Here is a 15,216-nt window from a genome sequence, read left to right as displayed (position 1 = left end):
GCTCTATCTCATCGACGAGTCAGCCCTCGCAGGGTTTCAGGTCCAGCTCGAAGTCCAGGTCGTAGCGTCTGTTGATCGCGATCAGCGCATCACGGATCGCACAGTCACTGCGATGGCGCGCGACCAGATCGGTGAAGTTCTTCTCGCGGCCCTCGCAGTACTTCGCGCCGGCCTCTTCCAGTTCGCGGCGGCGCTCGTCGTCGTACGCCTCTTCGCCGGCGAAGTGCTGGCAGGTGTTTTCGCGCGCGAGGAAGGCCTGCACGTCGGCCGGCATCGTGCAGTAGATGCGCACGTCGTCGACGTCATACACGTCCTCCGGGACCGGACAGCCAGCGGCTGCACGTGCCTTGTCCAGCGCCTCATCGCCCGAGGGCAGGTCGGTAGTGGGCTCGGCTTCGGTAGTGGCCTCGACGGCGGCCGGTGTCTCCACCGCCGGTGCGGCCGTCACCGCCGGTTCGACAGGCGCGGCCTTCGGCGCAGCATTGGCCGTGCTGTCCGCTGCCTGCGGCGAACACGCCGCAAGCAGGGACAGGCAACCGATCAGCGCAAGGCGCTTAGTCGGCACGGCCAGCGAATTCGCCGGTGGCGGTGTTCACCAGCACGCGTTCGCCGTTGACGATGTACTCCGGCACCATGATCTCGATGCCGGTGTTGAGCTTGGCCGGCTTCGGGCGCTTGGTGGCGGTGCCACCCTTCAGTTCCGGCGGCGTCTCGATCACTTCCAGCACCACCGAGGCCGGCAGCTGGATCGCCACCGGCTGCTCGTCGATCACCTGCACGTAGATGCCGGTCAGGCCGTCGGTGATGTAGCCGGCGTCGTCGCCGATCACGTCCGCGTCCAGGGTGTAGGGGGTGTAGTCCTCGTCATCGAGGAACACGAACGCATCACCGTCCTTGTACGAATAGGTGGACTGGCGGCGCAGCAGTTCGACCTCGACCAGGTTGTCGTCGGCATCGAAGCTGGCGTCGAGCTTGTTGCCGCCCGGCACGCTGTACATGATGAAGCGGAAGCGGACGTTGCCGCCGCGACCCTGCGGCGAGCTGCGCTCGATGTCGCGGATCTGGTACACGCCGTTGTTGTACTCGACGACGTTGCCCTTCTTGATGTCGTTGGCTTTCATGGTGATCTAGGTCGTTGGGGGAGGGCGCCGTCCCGGCGCCCGGGGGGAATCACTTCGGAGCGAGGCGGGTAGCGCCGTCCAGGCGGATGGTCTCGCCGTTGAGGTACGTGTTGCCGAGGATGAAGCCGACCAGGCTGGCGAAGTCTTCCGGCTTGCCCAGGCGCGACGGGAACGGGATCGAAGCGGCCAGCGACTGCTGCACGGCTTCGGGCATGCCGTCGACCATCGGCGTCCAGAACACGCCCGGGGCGATGGTATTGACGCGGATGCCGAAGCGCGACAGTTCGCGCGCCATCGGCAGCGTCATCGACACCACGCCACCCTTGCTGGCGGCATACGCGGCCTGGCCGATCTGGCCTTCATAGGCTGCGATGCTGGCGGTGTTGATGATCACGCCGCGCTCGCCGTCGGTGCCGGCTTCATTGTGCTGCATGCGATTGGCCGCGGCCTTGGCGACGTTGAAGCTGCCGACCAGGTTGACCATCACCGTGCCCTGGAAACCGGCCAGCGGCATCGGACCTTCTTTGCCCAGCACACGACCGGCGCCGAGGATACCGGCGCAGTTCATTGCCACGTTCAGGCCGCCGAGGAAGTCGTGGGCCTGGTCGATGGCCGCAGCCACGGCTGCTTCATCGCTGACGTTGACGTTGAAATAGCGGGCCTTGTCGGTACCCAGCCCGGCAACGGCGGCTGCACCCTTGTCGTCGTTGAGGTCGAACAGGGCCACCTTGCCGCCCTGGGCGACGAGGTGCTGGGCCACGGCCAGGCCGAGGCCGGAGACGCCGCCAGTGATCACGGCACGTACGGAAGACAGCTGCATTGAACGGTCCTGCAGGTTCGAGAACCGCCGATTCTAACGGAAGCCGCGACCGCCGCTGTTGTGCACTGCGCCGCCTTTGCGGGGCGGCGCAGTGCGGTGGTCAACCGGCCGCGGCCAGCGCCTGGCCGGTGCGGCTGGCGGTGGCGCGGCCGAGCAGGCCGGCCAGCCAGCGGCCGGTTTCGGCCAGTGCCGGCAGGTCCACGCCGCTGTCCAGGCCCAGGCCCTGCAGCAGGTAGACCACGTCTTCGCTGGCCACATTGCCGCTGGCGCCCTTCGCATACGGGCAGCCACCGGCGCCGGACACAGCGCTGTCGACCACGCGCACGCCTTCTTCCAGGCAGGTGGCGATGTTGGCGATGGCCTGGCCATAGGTGTCGTGGAAGTGCACGGCCAGCGCCGCCATCGGGATCTCGGCGGCCACCGCCTGCAGCATCGCCCGTGCCTTGCGCGGGGTGCCGACGCCGATGGTGTCGCCCAGCGAGATTTCGTAACAGCCCATCTGGTGCAGGGCGCGCGCCACCCGCACCACGTCGGCCAGCGGCACCTCGCCCTGGTAAGGACAGCCGAGCACGGTGGAGACGTAGCCGCGCACGCGCACGCCATCGGCGGCGGCACGGCGCAGGATGGGTTCGAACCGGGCCAGCGATTCGTCGATGCCGGCATTGGTGTTGGTGCGGTTGAACGCCTCGGACGCAGCGGTGAACACCGCCACTTCCTCCACGCCCACCGCACGGGCGCGGTCGTAGCCCTGTTCGTTCGGCACCAGCACCGGGTAGTGGATGCCCGGCCGGCGCTGGATGCCGGCATAGACCTCGGCGGCGTCGGCCAGCTGCGGGATCCACTTCGGGCTGACGAAGCTGGTCGCCTCGATGCTGCGCAGGCCGGTGGCCGACAGGCGGTTGATCAGTTCGATCTTGTCAGCGGTGGACACCGACTGCTTTTCGTTCTGCAGGCCGTCACGCGGGCCGACCTCGACGATGCGGACGTAATCGTTCATGCGGCCTCCCCGGTGGCGGGTCGGTGGCAGACCGCCTCGATGTTGTTGCCATCCGGGTCGAGCACGAAGGCACCGTAGTAGTCGGGGTGGTACCACGGGCGCAGGCCCGGGGCGCCGTTGTCGCGGCCGCCGGCGGCGAGGGCGGCGGCATGGAAGGCGTCCACCTGGGCGCGGCTGGCGCAGGCAAAGGCCACGTGCACGCCGTGGCTGGCAGTGCCGCCATTGCCAAGCCAGAAGAACGGCTTGCCGTCGCTGCCGAAGCCGATGTGGTCGTGGGCGCCAGTCTGTTCGGCGGTCACTTCCATCACCACGCCGATCTGCAGCGGCGCCAGCGCCTGCAGGAAGAAGGTCTTGCTGCGCGCCAGGTCGGCGCTGGTCAAACCAAGATGATCGAGCATGTTCAGGCTTCCGTGACCCAATGGGGGGCGCGCTTGTCGAGGAAGGCGCCCAGGCCCTCCTGGCCCTCGGCGGACACCCGCAGGCGCGCGATCAGGGCGGCATTATCGCGATCCAGGGCGTCGCGGTCATGGCTGTCGCGGACCTGGCGCACCAGCTGCTTGGCGGTGGACGAGGCGATCGGGCCGGCCTTGTCGAGCAGGGCCAGCTGGCGTTGCACGGCCTCGTCCAGGCGTTCGGACTCGACCAGCTGGTGGACCAGGCCGATGCGCAGCGCGGTGTCGGCGTCGAAATGCTCGCCGGTTGCGAACCAGCGCCGGGCCTGGCGCGGGCCGATGGCCTCGATCACATAGGGCGAGATCACCGCCGGCAGCAGGCCCAGGCGGCTTTCGGTCAGGCCGAAGCGGGCCGAGGTGCTGGCGATAGCGATGTCGCAGCAGGCGACCAGGCCGACACCGCCGCCGAAGGCCGCACCATGGACCCGGGCCAGGGTCGGCTTGGGCAGCTCATCCAGGGTCCGCATCAGCCGGGCCAGGGCGAGTGAATCCTCACGGTTGTCGGCCTCGCTGGCTGCAGCCATGCCGCGCATCCACTGCATGTCGGCACCGGCCGAGAAGGAGGCGCCATGGCCGGCCAGTACCACCGCGCGCACCGAATCATCGTGGCCGGCGGCCTCCAGTGCGGCGGTCAGGCGGGCGATCAGCCCGGCGTCAAAGGCGTTGTGCAACTCCGGCCGGTTCAGCCAAAGGGTGAGGACGGCGCCGCTGCGCTCGATCTGCAAAGCATCGTTCATGGGATTCCAGGGTCACTCCATACCTGTATGGATCATAGCGGGCCATTGGTCATGGGCCATGACGCGACGCGGGAATGTTAGAATCGAGAACCATTTACATCCAGCAGAGAACACGCTAGATGACGCTGTCCGAACTGCCGCTGCACACCTCGGCCGTGGTCGAGTCCGTGCAGGACCTGCATGCCAACGATGCCATCGCCCGTCGCCTGCGCGAGCTGGGTTTCGTGAAGGGCGAGGAAGTGCGCCTGGTAGCCAAGGGTCCGGTGGGGGGCGAGCCGCTGCTGGTGCAGGTCGGGTTCACCCGTTTCGCGCTGCGGATCAGTGAAGCCAAGCGCGTCGTTGTCGACGCCGCCAGCCAGGAACGACGTGCATGACCGCTGCAGCCTCCACCGCGCCCCTGCGCATCGCGCTGGTCGGTAACCCCAACAGCGGCAAGACCGCTCTGTTCAACCAGCTGACCGGCAGCCGGCAGAAGGTTGCCAACTACACCGGCGTCACCGTCGAGCGCAAGGAAGGCCGCCTGCGTGCGCCGTCCGGCCGCGAGTTCGCGGTGCTCGACCTTCCGGGCGCCTACAGCCTGCATCCGGCCAGCCTGGACGAGGCGATCACCCGTGACCTGTGCCGGGGCTTCTACCCGGGCGAAGCCGCGCCGGACGTGCTGCTGTGCGTGATCGACGCCACCAACCTGCGCCTGCACCTGCGTTTCGCGCTGGAACTGCGCGAGCTGGGCAAGCCGATGGTGGTGGCGCTGAACATGGTTGATGCGGCCCAACGCCGTGGCATCCAGGTGGATGTGGCCGCGCTGGAGCGCGAGCTGGGCGTGCCGGTGGTGGAGACCGTGGCGGTGCGCAAGCAGGGTGCCAAGGCCGTGGTCGAGCGGCTGGACGCGATGGTGCCGCACCTGGATGCGCCGGTACCCGGGCCGGAAGGTGGCATCGACTACCACGCCAAGGTGCGCCAGATCCTGTCGGTGGCCGTGCGCATGCCGGCGCGGACCGCGAAGATTGACGACGCGCTGGACCGCTGGCTGCTGCACCCGGTGTTCGGCCTGGTCAGCCTGGCGGTGGTGATGTTCCTGATCTTCCAGGCGGTGTACGCCTGGGCGACGCCGCTGATGGACGGCATCGAAGCCGGCTTTGCCTGGCTGGGTCTGTTCGTCGGCAGCGTGCTGCCGGAAGGGCCGCTGGCCAGCCTGCTGACCGACGGCATCATCGCCGGCGTCGGTGGCGTGGTGGTGTTCCTGCCGCAGATCCTGATCCTGTTCTTCTTCATTCTGGTGCTGGAGGAATCCGGCTACCTGCCGCGTGCGGCGTTCCTGCTCGACCGCATGATGGCCGCCGCCGGCCTGTCCGGCCGCTCTTTCATCCCGCTGCTGTCCAGCTTCGCCTGCGCGGTGCCGGGCATCATGTCCACGCGCAGCATCCAGGACCCGCGTGACCGCCTGGCCACGATCCTGGTGGCGCCGTTGATGACCTGTTCCGCACGCCTGCCGGTGTACGCGCTGCTGATCGGTGCGTTCATCCCGCAGAAGACGGTGTGGGGCGTGTTCAACCAGCAGGGCCTGGTGCTGTTCGGCCTGTATGCGGCCGGCATCCTCAGCGCGCTGGCGATGTCGTGGATCATGAAGAAGTGGCGCCGCGACAAGAGCGAGCACCCGCTGATGCTGGAGCTGCCGTCGTACCGGCTGCCGCACGTGCGCGACCTGGCGGTCGGCCTGTACGAGCGCGGCATGATCTTCCTCAAGCGCGTCGGCGGCATCATCCTGGCGCTGACCATCCTGCTGTGGGTGCTGCTGTCGTTCCCGGCGGCACCGGCCGGCGCCACGATGCCGGCCATCGACTACAGCTACGCGGGCCAGATCGGCCACGCGATGGCGGTGTTCTTCGCGCCGCTGGGCTTCAACTGGCAGATCTGCATCGCGCTGATCCCGGGCCTGGCCGCGCGTGAAGTGGCGGTGGCCTCGCTGGCCACGGTGTATGCGCTGTCGGCCGCCGATGATGACGCCGCCAGCCAGGCGCTGACCCCGCTGATCAGCGACGGCTGGTCGCTGGCCACTGCGCTGTCGCTGCTGGTCTGGTACATCTACGCACCGATGTGCATCTCGACGCTGGCCACCATCAAGCGCGAGACCAACTCGTGGAAGCAGATGGGCTTCGCCGCGTTCTACCTGTTTGCCGCGGCTTACGTGGCCGCGCTGATCACCTACCAGGTGACCAAGGCGCTGGGAGGCGGCTGATGGATACCGGCCTGCTGATCCAGTACCTGATCATCGCGGTGGCCGTGCTGGTCAGTGCCTGGGTGGTGCTGAAGAAGCAGTTCCCGGGCACCGTGCGCAAGCTGCGCGGGGCGCTGGCCTTGGCGCTGTTGAAGCCGGGCCGTGCCGCCTGGCTGCAGGCGCTGGGGCGGAAGATCGCGCCGCCGGCCAGCGGCGGTGCGGGTGCCTGTGGCGGTTGCGACAGCTGCGGGCCGACTCCGCCGAAGCAGCACTGACGCTGCTTTTCCTGCCCTGATGGGTGCGAACCTTGGTTCGCACGCTTGCGGGCTTCATCCACGCATGGCGTGGATCTACTAGACCTCTTTGCGGATGATCGCCCGGAAGCGACCATCCTGATTCAATCGCCGCACCGATTCCCGGTTTCCATGGCTGGCCGCGAAGCCGGCTACGTCGGCAAGGGCAAAGAGCAGCAGGCCTTTCAGTGCGTCGCGGTTACCGGCTTCCAGCAGATTTTCGAGATCCTGCTGGATGAAGGTCCGGCGCAGGCCCGGCGTTTCTTCGATCCGCCAGTCGACATGGGGCGTGGGAATGCTGGAGCGGTATCTGAAAGCCGTTTCAAGATCGTCAGGCGCGAGGGGATACTCGAGCAGCTCTGGAAAGTAGAGTCCAGCATTCACATAGAAGCCCCGGCTTTCGCTGGCGCGTTGGTGATTCACGACAAGCAGGGCGTCATCCAGCAAGCGGTAGCGGGTCGTCGACGTGCCGGCAAAGCCGGTCTTCCTGGCGCACTTGCTGAAGACGGTCGAGGATTTCATGGGCGTTGCCTGGGCCGGAAGAGGGCCCCACAGCCTTGAGGCGCAGTGCCTGGCGGTCAATTGGCAAACGCGACACGCGCGAGGCGCGTCGCAGGTGGGTGCGAACCTTGGTTCGCACGCCTTGCCCATCGCCTGAATCTACCGAGCCCGCGCTCCCAGCTCCGCTGCCAGCGCCAGCCACTTGCTGCGTTGCGCTGGGGTACTGCTGCGTACCGCACCGAGGCGGCTGACACGCACCGGGCGGATGCCGCAGAACTCCAGGATGGTGGCGCGGATCTGGATGACGCCCGCGTCGCGGTAGATCCAGCGGTAATACCAGGGCGGCGTATCCAGCGTGGTGATCACCCGCGCGCTGCGCCCGGCCAGCAGGCGGTCCCACCACACCGAACCGCGCCGGTAGCGGAAGGCGTACCCCGGCAGCAGTACGCGATCGAAGAAGCCCTTCAACAGCGCCGGCATCCCGCCCCACCAGGTGGGATAGACCAGCACCAGATGATCGCAGGCTTCAATCGCGTCGGCGGCGTCCTGCAGATCCGCTTCCAGCGGCTGGATCTGGCGGTAGCCGTGGCGCAGCACCGGGTCGAATTCAAGGTCGCCCAGTGCGATCAGGCGTACCCGGTGGCCGGCGTTTTCAGCGGCGGTGGCATAGCGCTGGGCGAGCGCGCCGCACAGGCTGTCGCGGTCGGGATGGCCGAGCAGGATCAGGATGGAACGGGACACGGCAACCTCGGGCAATGGAAAGTGCGCGAGGCTGCGGTCTGCCCCAGGGGCAGAGTCAAGCCCGGTTCGTGCAGCCGCTGGGTTCCAGCACGCAGTCACTGCTGCCGGAGCGCAGCCACTGCTGCAGTTCGTCGCTGACCTGTTGCAAAGCGCGCTCGACCTGCGCCAGCCGCGCCCGTTCGCTGGCTATGCGTGTGCGCTGCTGTTCCAGCAAGGCCAGCACCGCAGGCCAGTCGAGCCGCCCGTCGCGGCCCTGCAGGCGCGAGATCGCCGCCAGGGTGATACCCAGCGCCAGTGCCTGGCGGATCAGCTGCACCCAGGCCACGTCCTGTTCGCTGTAGTCGCGATAGCGGTTCAGGCGTGGCACCGGCGGCAGCAGTCCGCGCGCCTCGTACAGGCGGATGGCCTTGGCGCTGGCACCGGTCAGGCGGCTGACTTCGGAGATGCGCATCGGCTCAGTCCCGCACCAGTCCGCCATCGACCACCAGGTTCTGGCCGGTCACCGCGCGCGACCAGGGGCTGGCGAAGAAGAGCGCGGCATCGGCGAATTCGGCCGGTGTGGTGACGCTGCGCAGTGGCGTGTTGGCGGCGATGTAGTCGAACACCGCTTCTGGCGTGGCGGCGCTGGCATCGGTGGTGCGCAGCAGACCACCGGACAGCATGTTCACGGTGATGCCATGCGGGCCGAGGTCGCCGGCCAGGGTGCGGGTCAGCGACAGCAGTGCGGCCTTGGCGGCGGTGTAGTCGTGGTAGGGCACGACCGGGTTCTGGAACAGGTTGGTGCCGATGTTGATCACCCGGCCGAAGCGACGGGCCTGCATGCCGGGCAGGGCCGCCTGCACGGTGTTCAGCGCGCCGCGCACGCTGCCCTCGAACTGTGCCTGGAAGGCGGGCCAACCGATGGTGGCGGCACTGTCGCGGGCATCACCATTGAACGAGAACGCTGCGAGTGCGTTGTTGACCACCGTGGTGACGCCCTGGCCGAAGTGGGCCAGGGCGTGCTGCAGCATCGCATCGACCTGGCGGCGATCAGTGACGTCGGCCGGCAGTGCGATCGCCTGTCCGCCCAGCTCGGCGGCCAGCGCCCGAGCGGTGCCTTCGCTGTGGTGGTAGTTGACGATGACGCGCGCACCCTGTGCAGCGAAAGCACGGGCGATGTGCTGGCCAAGTCCGCGGCCGGCGCCGGTAACCAGCACCAGCTGTTCGCTGATCTGCATGAGGGAGCTGCCATCCATTGCATGAAAGGGCATGCAGCGTAGCAGCGATGGCGCTTGCCGGAGCGGGCGTGCTGCCGCTAGCCTGCAGGCATGAACCAGACTCCCCTGCGATTGCTCATTCACGGCGCCTCCGGGCGCATGGGCCAGGCCCTGCTGCGGCTGGCCGCCGAACATCCCGAAACCCTGCAGATCGTGGCTGCAGTGACCGGCCGTGCGCCGGCGCAGCGCGTGGTCGACGGCGTGCCGTTCTTCGGTGCCAGCGAACTGCCCGGCGCGCCGGCATTCGACGTGGCGATCGACTTCAGCCTGCCGGAGGGTTTCGACCCGATGCTGGCGCTGTGCGTGGAGCGTGGCGCGGGCCTGGTCTCGGGCACCACCGGGATCTCCAGCACGCAGCGCCAGGCGCTGGACGCGGCGGCTGCGAAGATCCCGCTGGTCTGGGCCTCCAACTTCAGCCTGGGCGTGGCGGTGCTGGACGAGTTGGTCGAGCGCGCGGCGCAGGCGTTGGCCGGCTGGGACTGTGACATCGTCGAGTCGCACCACACCCAGAAGAAGGATGCGCCGTCGGGCACCGCGCTGACCCTGGGCGCGGCCGCGCAGCGGGGTGGGGCGGAACCGCATTACGCCAGCCTGCGCGCCGGTGACATCGTCGGCGAGCATCTGGTGCAGTTCACCGGGCTGGGCGAGCGCATCGAGCTGGTGCACCGGGCCACCAACCGCGACATCTTCGCCCGCGGCGCCCTGTTCGCCGCCCGCCAGCTGAAGGGCCGGGCTCCGGGCAGCTACCGGGTGCGGGATCTACTGGACGGGCCCGGATAACCGGCCCAGGCTGATGGTAGATGCCAACCTTGGTTGGCAGACTTTGCGGGAAGCGCCAACCAAGGTTGGCATCTACCGGGCCGTGGCGGACCCCGCATACGCCGCCGGATTGAAATGAATGCGCAATCGCCTGTTCATGAAGCGCGATAACCGCTGGCGCGAGCGCCCCGGCAGCGCTACAATTCGCACTCGCCGAATCACGAAAGCCGGACCGGTCCCAGACCGTACGTCCGCGCTTTTTTGCAACCGGATTTCCGTGAAGCGCAGGCGTGACTTCGGCAGCCCCCTCGGTAGCCAAAGTGAGATTCCCGTGACCCAAGCCGCAATCCTCGTCCTCGAAGACGGCACCGTATTCGAGGGCGAATCCGTAGGCGCGCCCGTCCTGTCCGTCGGTGAGGTGGTGTTCAACACCGCCATGACCGGTTACCAGGAAGTGCTGACCGACCCGTCCTACGCCCGGCAGATGGTCACGCTGACCTATCCGCATATCGGCAACACCGGCATGACCGACCAGGACAATGAAGCGTCCAAGGTGTGGTCGGCCGGCCTGATCGTGCGCGACGTGCCGCGCCGTCCCAGCAACTGGCGCAGCCAGGTGTCGCTGCAGGACTGGCTGATCCAGCGTGGCGTAGTCGCCATCGCCGGCATCGACACCCGCAAGCTGACCCGCATCCTGCGCGAGAAGGGCGCGCAGAACGGTGCGCTGATGGCCGGCGACATCGACGTGGAAAAGGCATTGGAAGCCGCCCGCAAGTTCCCGGGGCTGAAGGGCATGGATCTGGCCAAGGTCGTCACTACCGATAAGACCTACACCTGGACCGAAGGCCAGCTGGACCTGGACGCCAACGCGTTCGTCAGCGTGCCGGCCAGGTTCAAGGTCGTGGCCTACGACTTCGGCGTGAAGACCAACATCCTGCGCATGCTCGCCGAGCGCGGCTGCGAAGTGACCGTGGTGCCGGCCCAGACCCCGGCCGCCGAAGTGCTGGCACTGAAGCCGGATGGCGTGTTCCTGTCCAACGGCCCGGGTGACCCGGAACCGTGCGACTACGCCATCGAAGCGATCAAGACCTTCATCGATGTGAAGATCCCGACCTTCGGCATCTGCCTGGGCCACCAGCTGCTGGGCCTGGCCTCGGGCGCGAAGACCATGAAGATGGGCCACGGCCACCACGGTGCCAACCACCCGGTGCAGGACCTGGACAACGGCCGGGTGATGATCACCTCGCAGAACCACGGTTTCGCGATCGATGAAGCGACCCTGCCGGCCACCCTGCGCGTGACCCACCGTTCGCTGTTCGACGGCACCAACCAGGGCGTCGCCCGCACCGACGTGCCGGCGTTCTCGTTCCAGGGCCACCCGGAAGCGTCGCCGGGCCCGACCGACGTCGGTCCGCTGTTCGACCGCTTCGTGGTGCTGATGGAGCAGGCCAAGGCGTGATCAGTACGCCGCCGGCCCCCGGTGGCGTCGCGATGGACCGTAAACCGCCGCATCGCTGCTGCCCCTGGCGCGGCGCTGCGGATCAAGATTCCTGATCGACAGCGTGCGATCACTCCCCCTTGTCACGCTGTACTGACTTAGAGAAGAAAATGCCCAAGCGCACTGACCTCAAGACCATCCTCATCATCGGTGCTGGCCCGATCGTCATCGGCCAGGCCTGCGAGTTCGACTACTCCGGCGCCCAGGCCTGCAAGGCCCTGCGTGACGAGGGTTACCGCGTGGTGCTGGTCAACAGCAATCCGGCCACGATCATGACCGACCCGGAGATGGCCGACGCCGTCTACATCGAGCCGATCAACTGGCAGACGGTCGAGAAGATCATCGCCAAGGAAAAGCCCGATGCGCTGCTGCCGACCATGGGTGGCCAGACCGCGCTGAACTGCGCGCTGGACCTGGCCGACCACGGCGTGCTGGAGAAGTACAACGTCGAACTGATCGGCGCCAAGCGCGAAGCGATCCGCATGGCCGAAGACCGCGAGCTGTTCCGCGTCGCCATGGGTGAGATCGGCCTGGAATGCCCGACCGCCGCCGTCGCCCACACCCTGGACGAAGCGCTGGAGATCCAGACCCGCGTCGGCTACCCGACCATCATCCGCCCCAGCTTCACCCTGGGCGGCAGCGGTGGCGGCATCGCCTACAACCGCGAAGAGCTGGTCGAGATCGTCAGCCGCGGCCTGGAACTGTCGCCGACCACCGAAGTGCTGGTGGAAGAGTCGGTGCTGGGTTGGAAGGAGTTCGAGATGGAAGTGGTCCGCGACACCGCGGACAACTGCATCATTGTCTGCTCGATCGAAAACCTGGACCCGATGGGCGTGCACACGGGTGACTCGATCACCGTGGCGCCGGCACAGACCCTGACCGACAAGGAATACCAGCGCCTGCGCGATGCCTCCATCGCAGTGCTGCGCAAGATCGGCGTCGACACCGGTGGCTCGAACGTGCAGTTCGGCATCAACCCGAAGACCGGCCGCGTGGTCGTCATCGAGATGAACCCGCGCGTCTCTCGTTCGTCGGCGCTGGCCTCCAAGGCCACCGGCTTCCCGATCGCCAAGGTTGCTGCGAAACTGGCCGTGGGCTACACCCTGGACGAACTGAAGAACGAAATCACCGGTGGCCTGACCCCGGCCTCGTTCGAGCCGTCCATCGACTACGTCGTCACCAAGATCCCGCGCTTCGCCTTCGAGAAGTTCCCGGCCGCCGACGCTCGCCTGACCACCCAGATGAAGTCGGTGGGCGAGGTGATGGCGATGGGCCGTACCTTCCAGGAATCGGTGCAGAAGGCCCTGCGTGGCTTGGAAACCGGCAAGGTTGGCTTCGACCCCACCGGCCTGGACCTGGCCAACGAAGAAGACCTGCAGACCCTGCGTCGCGAGCTGAAGGCGCCGGGCCCGGAGCGCCTGTTCTTCGTCGCCGATGCGTTCCGTGCTGGCATGAGCGTTGAAGAGATCTACGCACTGTCGTTCATCGATCATTGGTTCCTGGACCAGATCGAGGAAATCATTGCCGCGGAGGCCGCCGTCGCCGTCGATGGCATCGACGCGCTGGACGCTGCGCGCCTGCGCAAGCTGAAGCGTGCCGGTTTCTCCGACGCCCGCCTGGCGCAGTTGACCGGCACCAATGAGGCGGCCATCCGCGCGCTGCGCCGTGCGCACAAGGTGCGCCCGGTCTACAAGCGCGTGGACTCCTGCGCCGGTGAGTTCTCCACCGGCACTGCCTACCTGTACTCGACCTACGAGGACGAGTGCGAGGCCGCGCCGAGCAACCGCGACAAGATCATGATCCTGGGCGGTGGCCCGAACCGCATCGGCCAGGGCATCGAGTTCGACTACTGCTGCGTGCACGCGGCACTGGCGCTGCGCGAGGATGGCTATGAAACCATCATGGTCAACTGCAACCCCGAAACCGTGTCGACCGACTACGACACCTCCGACCGCCTGTACTTTGAGCCGCTGACCCTGGAAGACGTGCTGGAAATCGTCGAACTGGAACAGCCGAAGGGCGTGATCGTGCAGTACGGCGGCCAGACCCCGCTGAAGCTGGCGCGCGCGCTGGAGGCCAACGGCGTGCCGGTGATCGGCACCAGCCCGGACTCCATCGACCTGGCCGAAGACCGTGAGCGCTTCCAGCAGCTGGTCGACAAGCTGGGCCTGAAGCAGCCGCCGAACCGCATCGCCCGCAACGACCAGGAAGCCCTGCTGCTGGCGCGCGAGATCGGCTACCCGCTGGTGGTGCGCCCGAGCTACGTGCTGGGTGGCCGCGCCATGGAAATCGTCTACGGCGAAGCCGACCTGGCCCGCTACGTGCGCGACGCGGTGAAGGTGTCCAACGATTCGCCGGTGCTGCTGGACCGCTTCCTCGACAACGCCGTCGAGTGCGACGTCGACATCATCGCCGACAAGGATGGCAACGTCCTGATCGGTGGCGTGATGGAGCACATCGAAGAAGCCGGCGTGCACTCGGGCGATTCCTCGTGCTCGCTGCCGCCGTACTCGCTGTCGGCGGAAACCCAGGCCGAGCTGCGCCGCCAGGTGGTGGAGCTGGCCAAGGCCCTGAACGTGGTCGGCCTGATGAACACCCAGTTCGCGATCCAGACCAGCGACGAAGGTGCCGACACCATCTACCTGCTGGAAGTGAACCCGCGTGCCTCGCGCACCGTGCCGTTCGTGTCCAAGGCCACCGGCATGCCGTTGGCGAAGATCGCCGCCCGTTGCATGGCTGGCAAGAGCCTGGCCGAGCAGGGCGCGACCAAGGAAATCGTGCCGGACTACTACTCGGTAAAGGAAGCGATCTTCCCGTTCGCCAAGTTCCAGGGCGTCGATCCGATCCTCGGGCCGGAGATGCGCTCCACCGGTGAGGTGATGGGCGTCGGCCGTACCTTCAACGCTGCCTTCGCGCGTGCGCAGGAAGCTGGCGGTATCAAGGCACCGCCGGTCGGCAAGGCCTTCGTGTCGGTGCGCGATCCGGACAAGAAGCGCGTGCTGCCGGTGGCCAAGGCCCTGCTGGCGCGTGGTTACAGCCTGGTCGCGACCCGTGGCACCGCCGCATGGCTGCAGCAGCACGGCATGGACTGCGAGATCATCAACAAGGTGGTCGAAGGCCGTCCGCACATCGTCGACTCGATCAAGAACGGCGAGATCGTCTACATCGTCAACACGACCGAAGGTCGTTCGGCGATCAATGACTCGTTCTCGATCCGTCGCGAGGCGCTGCAGCATCGCGTCACCTACTCGACCACCATTGCCGGCGCCAAGGCGCTGGTGGATTCACTGGAATTCCGCGGCACCGGCCCCGTCTGGTCGCTGCAGGAGCTGCACAAGGAGTTGAATGCATGAGAGCCCCCATCACGATGAAGGGCGCGCAGCGTCTGCGCGATGAACTGGATCACCTGAAGTCGGTCAAGCGCCCGAAGGTGATCGCCGCGATCGCCGAAGCGCGTGAGCACGGCGACCTGAAGGAGAACGCCGAGTACCACGCTGCGCGCGAGGAACAGGGCTTCATCGAAGGCCGCATCAAGCAGCTGGAAGGTGAGCTGTCGCACGCCGAGATCATCGACGTGAGCAAGCTCAATGCCGGCTCCAAGGTGGTGTTCGGCGCCAGCGTGACCCTGGCCGACGTGGAAACCGACGAAGAGAAGAAGTACCAGATCGTTGGTGACTTGGAAGCGGACATCAAGCTGGGCCTGATCGCGATTTCCTCGCCGGTGGCGCGCGCGATGATCGGCAAGCTGGAAGGCGATTCGATCGTGATCGACGCCCCGGCCGGCCAGCGCGAGTACGAGATCGTCAGCGTCAGCTACGTGGACTGA

General features: G+C 67.1%; 17 protein-coding genes. 7 read left to right on the top strand and 10 right to left on the bottom strand.

The annotated features are described in order from the left end of the window. Nucleotides 1-19: 19 nt before the first annotated feature. The 6 genes from N5D20_RS10135 to N5D20_RS10110 all read right to left on the bottom strand — a co-directional run bounded on the left by N5D20_RS10135 (nucleotide 20) and on the right by N5D20_RS10110 (nucleotide 4,127). The gene (locus tag N5D20_RS10135) at nucleotides 20-565 is read right to left on the bottom strand and encodes a hypothetical protein (protein WP_197579391.1); all 546 of its coding nucleotides are present in this window, start codon (nucleotides 563-565) and stop codon (nucleotides 20-22) included. Beyond that, nucleotides 555-1,121: an elongation factor P-like protein YeiP gene (gene yeiP, locus N5D20_RS10130; protein WP_005409468.1), complete on the bottom strand. Its 567-nt coding sequence runs from the start codon at nucleotides 1,119-1,121 to the stop codon at nucleotides 555-557. Before yeiP ends, N5D20_RS10135 begins: the two co-directional genes overlap by 11 nt. 49 nt (nucleotides 1,122-1,170) lie before the next feature. Further along, nucleotides 1,171-1,941, bottom strand: a complete 771-nt coding sequence (locus tag N5D20_RS10125) for an SDR family oxidoreductase (RefSeq protein ID WP_049453502.1) — start codon at nucleotides 1,939-1,941, stop codon at nucleotides 1,171-1,173. 100 nt (nucleotides 1,942-2,041) lie between these two features. Beyond that, nucleotides 2,042-2,938, bottom strand: a complete 897-nt coding sequence (locus tag N5D20_RS10120) for a hydroxymethylglutaryl-CoA lyase (RefSeq protein ID WP_049434998.1) — start codon at nucleotides 2,936-2,938, stop codon at nucleotides 2,042-2,044. Further along, complete coding sequence (locus tag N5D20_RS10115; RefSeq protein WP_197579392.1) at nucleotides 2,935-3,336, bottom strand: VOC family protein; 402 nt, start codon at nucleotides 3,334-3,336, stop codon at nucleotides 2,935-2,937. The genes N5D20_RS10120 and N5D20_RS10115 overlap by 4 nt, the downstream gene beginning before the upstream one ends. Nucleotides 3,337-3,338: 2 nt before the next feature. Continuing rightward, complete coding sequence (locus tag N5D20_RS10110; protein ID WP_197579393.1) at nucleotides 3,339-4,127, bottom strand: enoyl-CoA hydratase/isomerase family protein; 789 nt, start codon at nucleotides 4,125-4,127, stop codon at nucleotides 3,339-3,341. Nucleotides 4,128-4,246: 119 nt separating this feature from the next. Between N5D20_RS10110 and N5D20_RS10105 the strand changes: the two genes are divergently transcribed. From N5D20_RS10105 to N5D20_RS10095, 3 genes are read left to right on the top strand one after another with little or no spacing between them, the layout of a single operon-like run. Beyond that, the gene (locus N5D20_RS10105) at nucleotides 4,247-4,501 is read left to right on the top strand and encodes a FeoA family protein (protein ID WP_005409473.1); all 255 of its coding nucleotides are present in this window, start codon (nucleotides 4,247-4,249) and stop codon (nucleotides 4,499-4,501) included. Further along, a complete protein-coding gene (locus tag N5D20_RS10100) occupies nucleotides 4,498-6,363 on the top strand; it encodes a ferrous iron transporter B (protein ID WP_197579394.1) in 1,866 nt (621 codons plus the stop codon). The genes N5D20_RS10105 and N5D20_RS10100 overlap by 4 nt, the downstream gene beginning before the upstream one ends. Further along, nucleotides 6,363-6,617 carry a DUF6587 family protein gene (locus N5D20_RS10095; protein ID WP_049435002.1) on the top strand — a complete coding sequence of 85 codons (255 nt, stop codon included), beginning with the start codon at nucleotides 6,363-6,365 and terminating at the stop codon, nucleotides 6,615-6,617. Before N5D20_RS10100 ends, N5D20_RS10095 begins: the two co-directional genes overlap by 1 nt. Nucleotides 6,618-6,695: 78 nt before the next feature. Here N5D20_RS10095 and N5D20_RS10090 read toward each other — a convergent pair whose 3' ends face one another. The 4 genes from N5D20_RS10090 to N5D20_RS10075 all read right to left on the bottom strand — a co-directional run bounded on the left by N5D20_RS10090 (nucleotide 6,696) and on the right by N5D20_RS10075 (nucleotide 9,112). Beyond that, entirely contained in the window at nucleotides 6,696-7,157 is a 462-nt protein-coding gene (locus N5D20_RS10090) for a DUF4304 domain-containing protein (RefSeq protein ID WP_197579395.1), read from the bottom strand. A 138-nt stretch (nucleotides 7,158-7,295) separates the two neighbouring features. Further along, nucleotides 7,296-7,877 carry an NAD(P)H-dependent oxidoreductase gene (locus tag N5D20_RS10085; protein ID WP_197579396.1) on the bottom strand — a complete coding sequence of 194 codons (582 nt, stop codon included), beginning with the start codon at nucleotides 7,875-7,877 and terminating at the stop codon, nucleotides 7,296-7,298. Nucleotides 7,878-7,932: 55 nt separating this feature from the next. Continuing rightward, nucleotides 7,933-8,328: a MerR family transcriptional regulator gene (locus N5D20_RS10080; RefSeq protein WP_019336244.1), complete on the bottom strand. Its 396-nt coding sequence runs from the start codon at nucleotides 8,326-8,328 to the stop codon at nucleotides 7,933-7,935. 4 nt (nucleotides 8,329-8,332) lie between these two features. Continuing rightward, nucleotides 8,333-9,112, bottom strand: a complete 780-nt coding sequence (locus N5D20_RS10075) for a 3-oxoacyl-ACP reductase (RefSeq protein WP_197579408.1) — start codon at nucleotides 9,110-9,112, stop codon at nucleotides 8,333-8,335. 120 nt (nucleotides 9,113-9,232) lie between these two features. On the opposite strand from N5D20_RS10075, the gene N5D20_RS10070 reads away from it, so the two are divergent. The 4 genes from N5D20_RS10070 to greA all read left to right on the top strand — a co-directional run bounded on the left by N5D20_RS10070 (nucleotide 9,233) and on the right by greA (nucleotide 15,216). Then, nucleotides 9,233-9,913 (top strand): dihydrodipicolinate reductase C-terminal domain-containing protein, encoded by a 681-nt coding sequence (locus N5D20_RS10070; protein WP_279915022.1) that lies wholly within the window; start codon nucleotides 9,233-9,235, stop codon nucleotides 9,911-9,913. A gap of 310 nt (nucleotides 9,914-10,223) precedes the next feature. Further along, nucleotides 10,224-11,351, top strand: coding sequence for a glutamine-hydrolyzing carbamoyl-phosphate synthase small subunit (gene carA, locus N5D20_RS10065; RefSeq protein WP_197579398.1), 1,128 nt, complete (start codon nucleotides 10,224-10,226; stop codon nucleotides 11,349-11,351). 149 nt (nucleotides 11,352-11,500) lie between these two features. After that, nucleotides 11,501-14,743 carry a carbamoyl-phosphate synthase large subunit gene (gene carB, locus N5D20_RS10060; protein ID WP_197579399.1) on the top strand — a complete coding sequence of 1,081 codons (3,243 nt, stop codon included), beginning with the start codon at nucleotides 11,501-11,503 and terminating at the stop codon, nucleotides 14,741-14,743. 8 nt (nucleotides 14,744-14,751) lie between these two features. Then, entirely contained in the window at nucleotides 14,752-15,216 is a 465-nt protein-coding gene (gene greA / locus N5D20_RS10055; RefSeq protein WP_170272484.1) for a transcription elongation factor GreA, read from the top strand.

It is taken from the genome of Stenotrophomonas sp. GD03877 (assembly GCF_029840555.1).
Taxonomy (GTDB): Bacteria; Pseudomonadota; Gammaproteobacteria; order Xanthomonadales; family Xanthomonadaceae; genus Stenotrophomonas; species Stenotrophomonas geniculata.
This window is presented reverse-complemented; position numbering and strand designations above follow the sequence as displayed.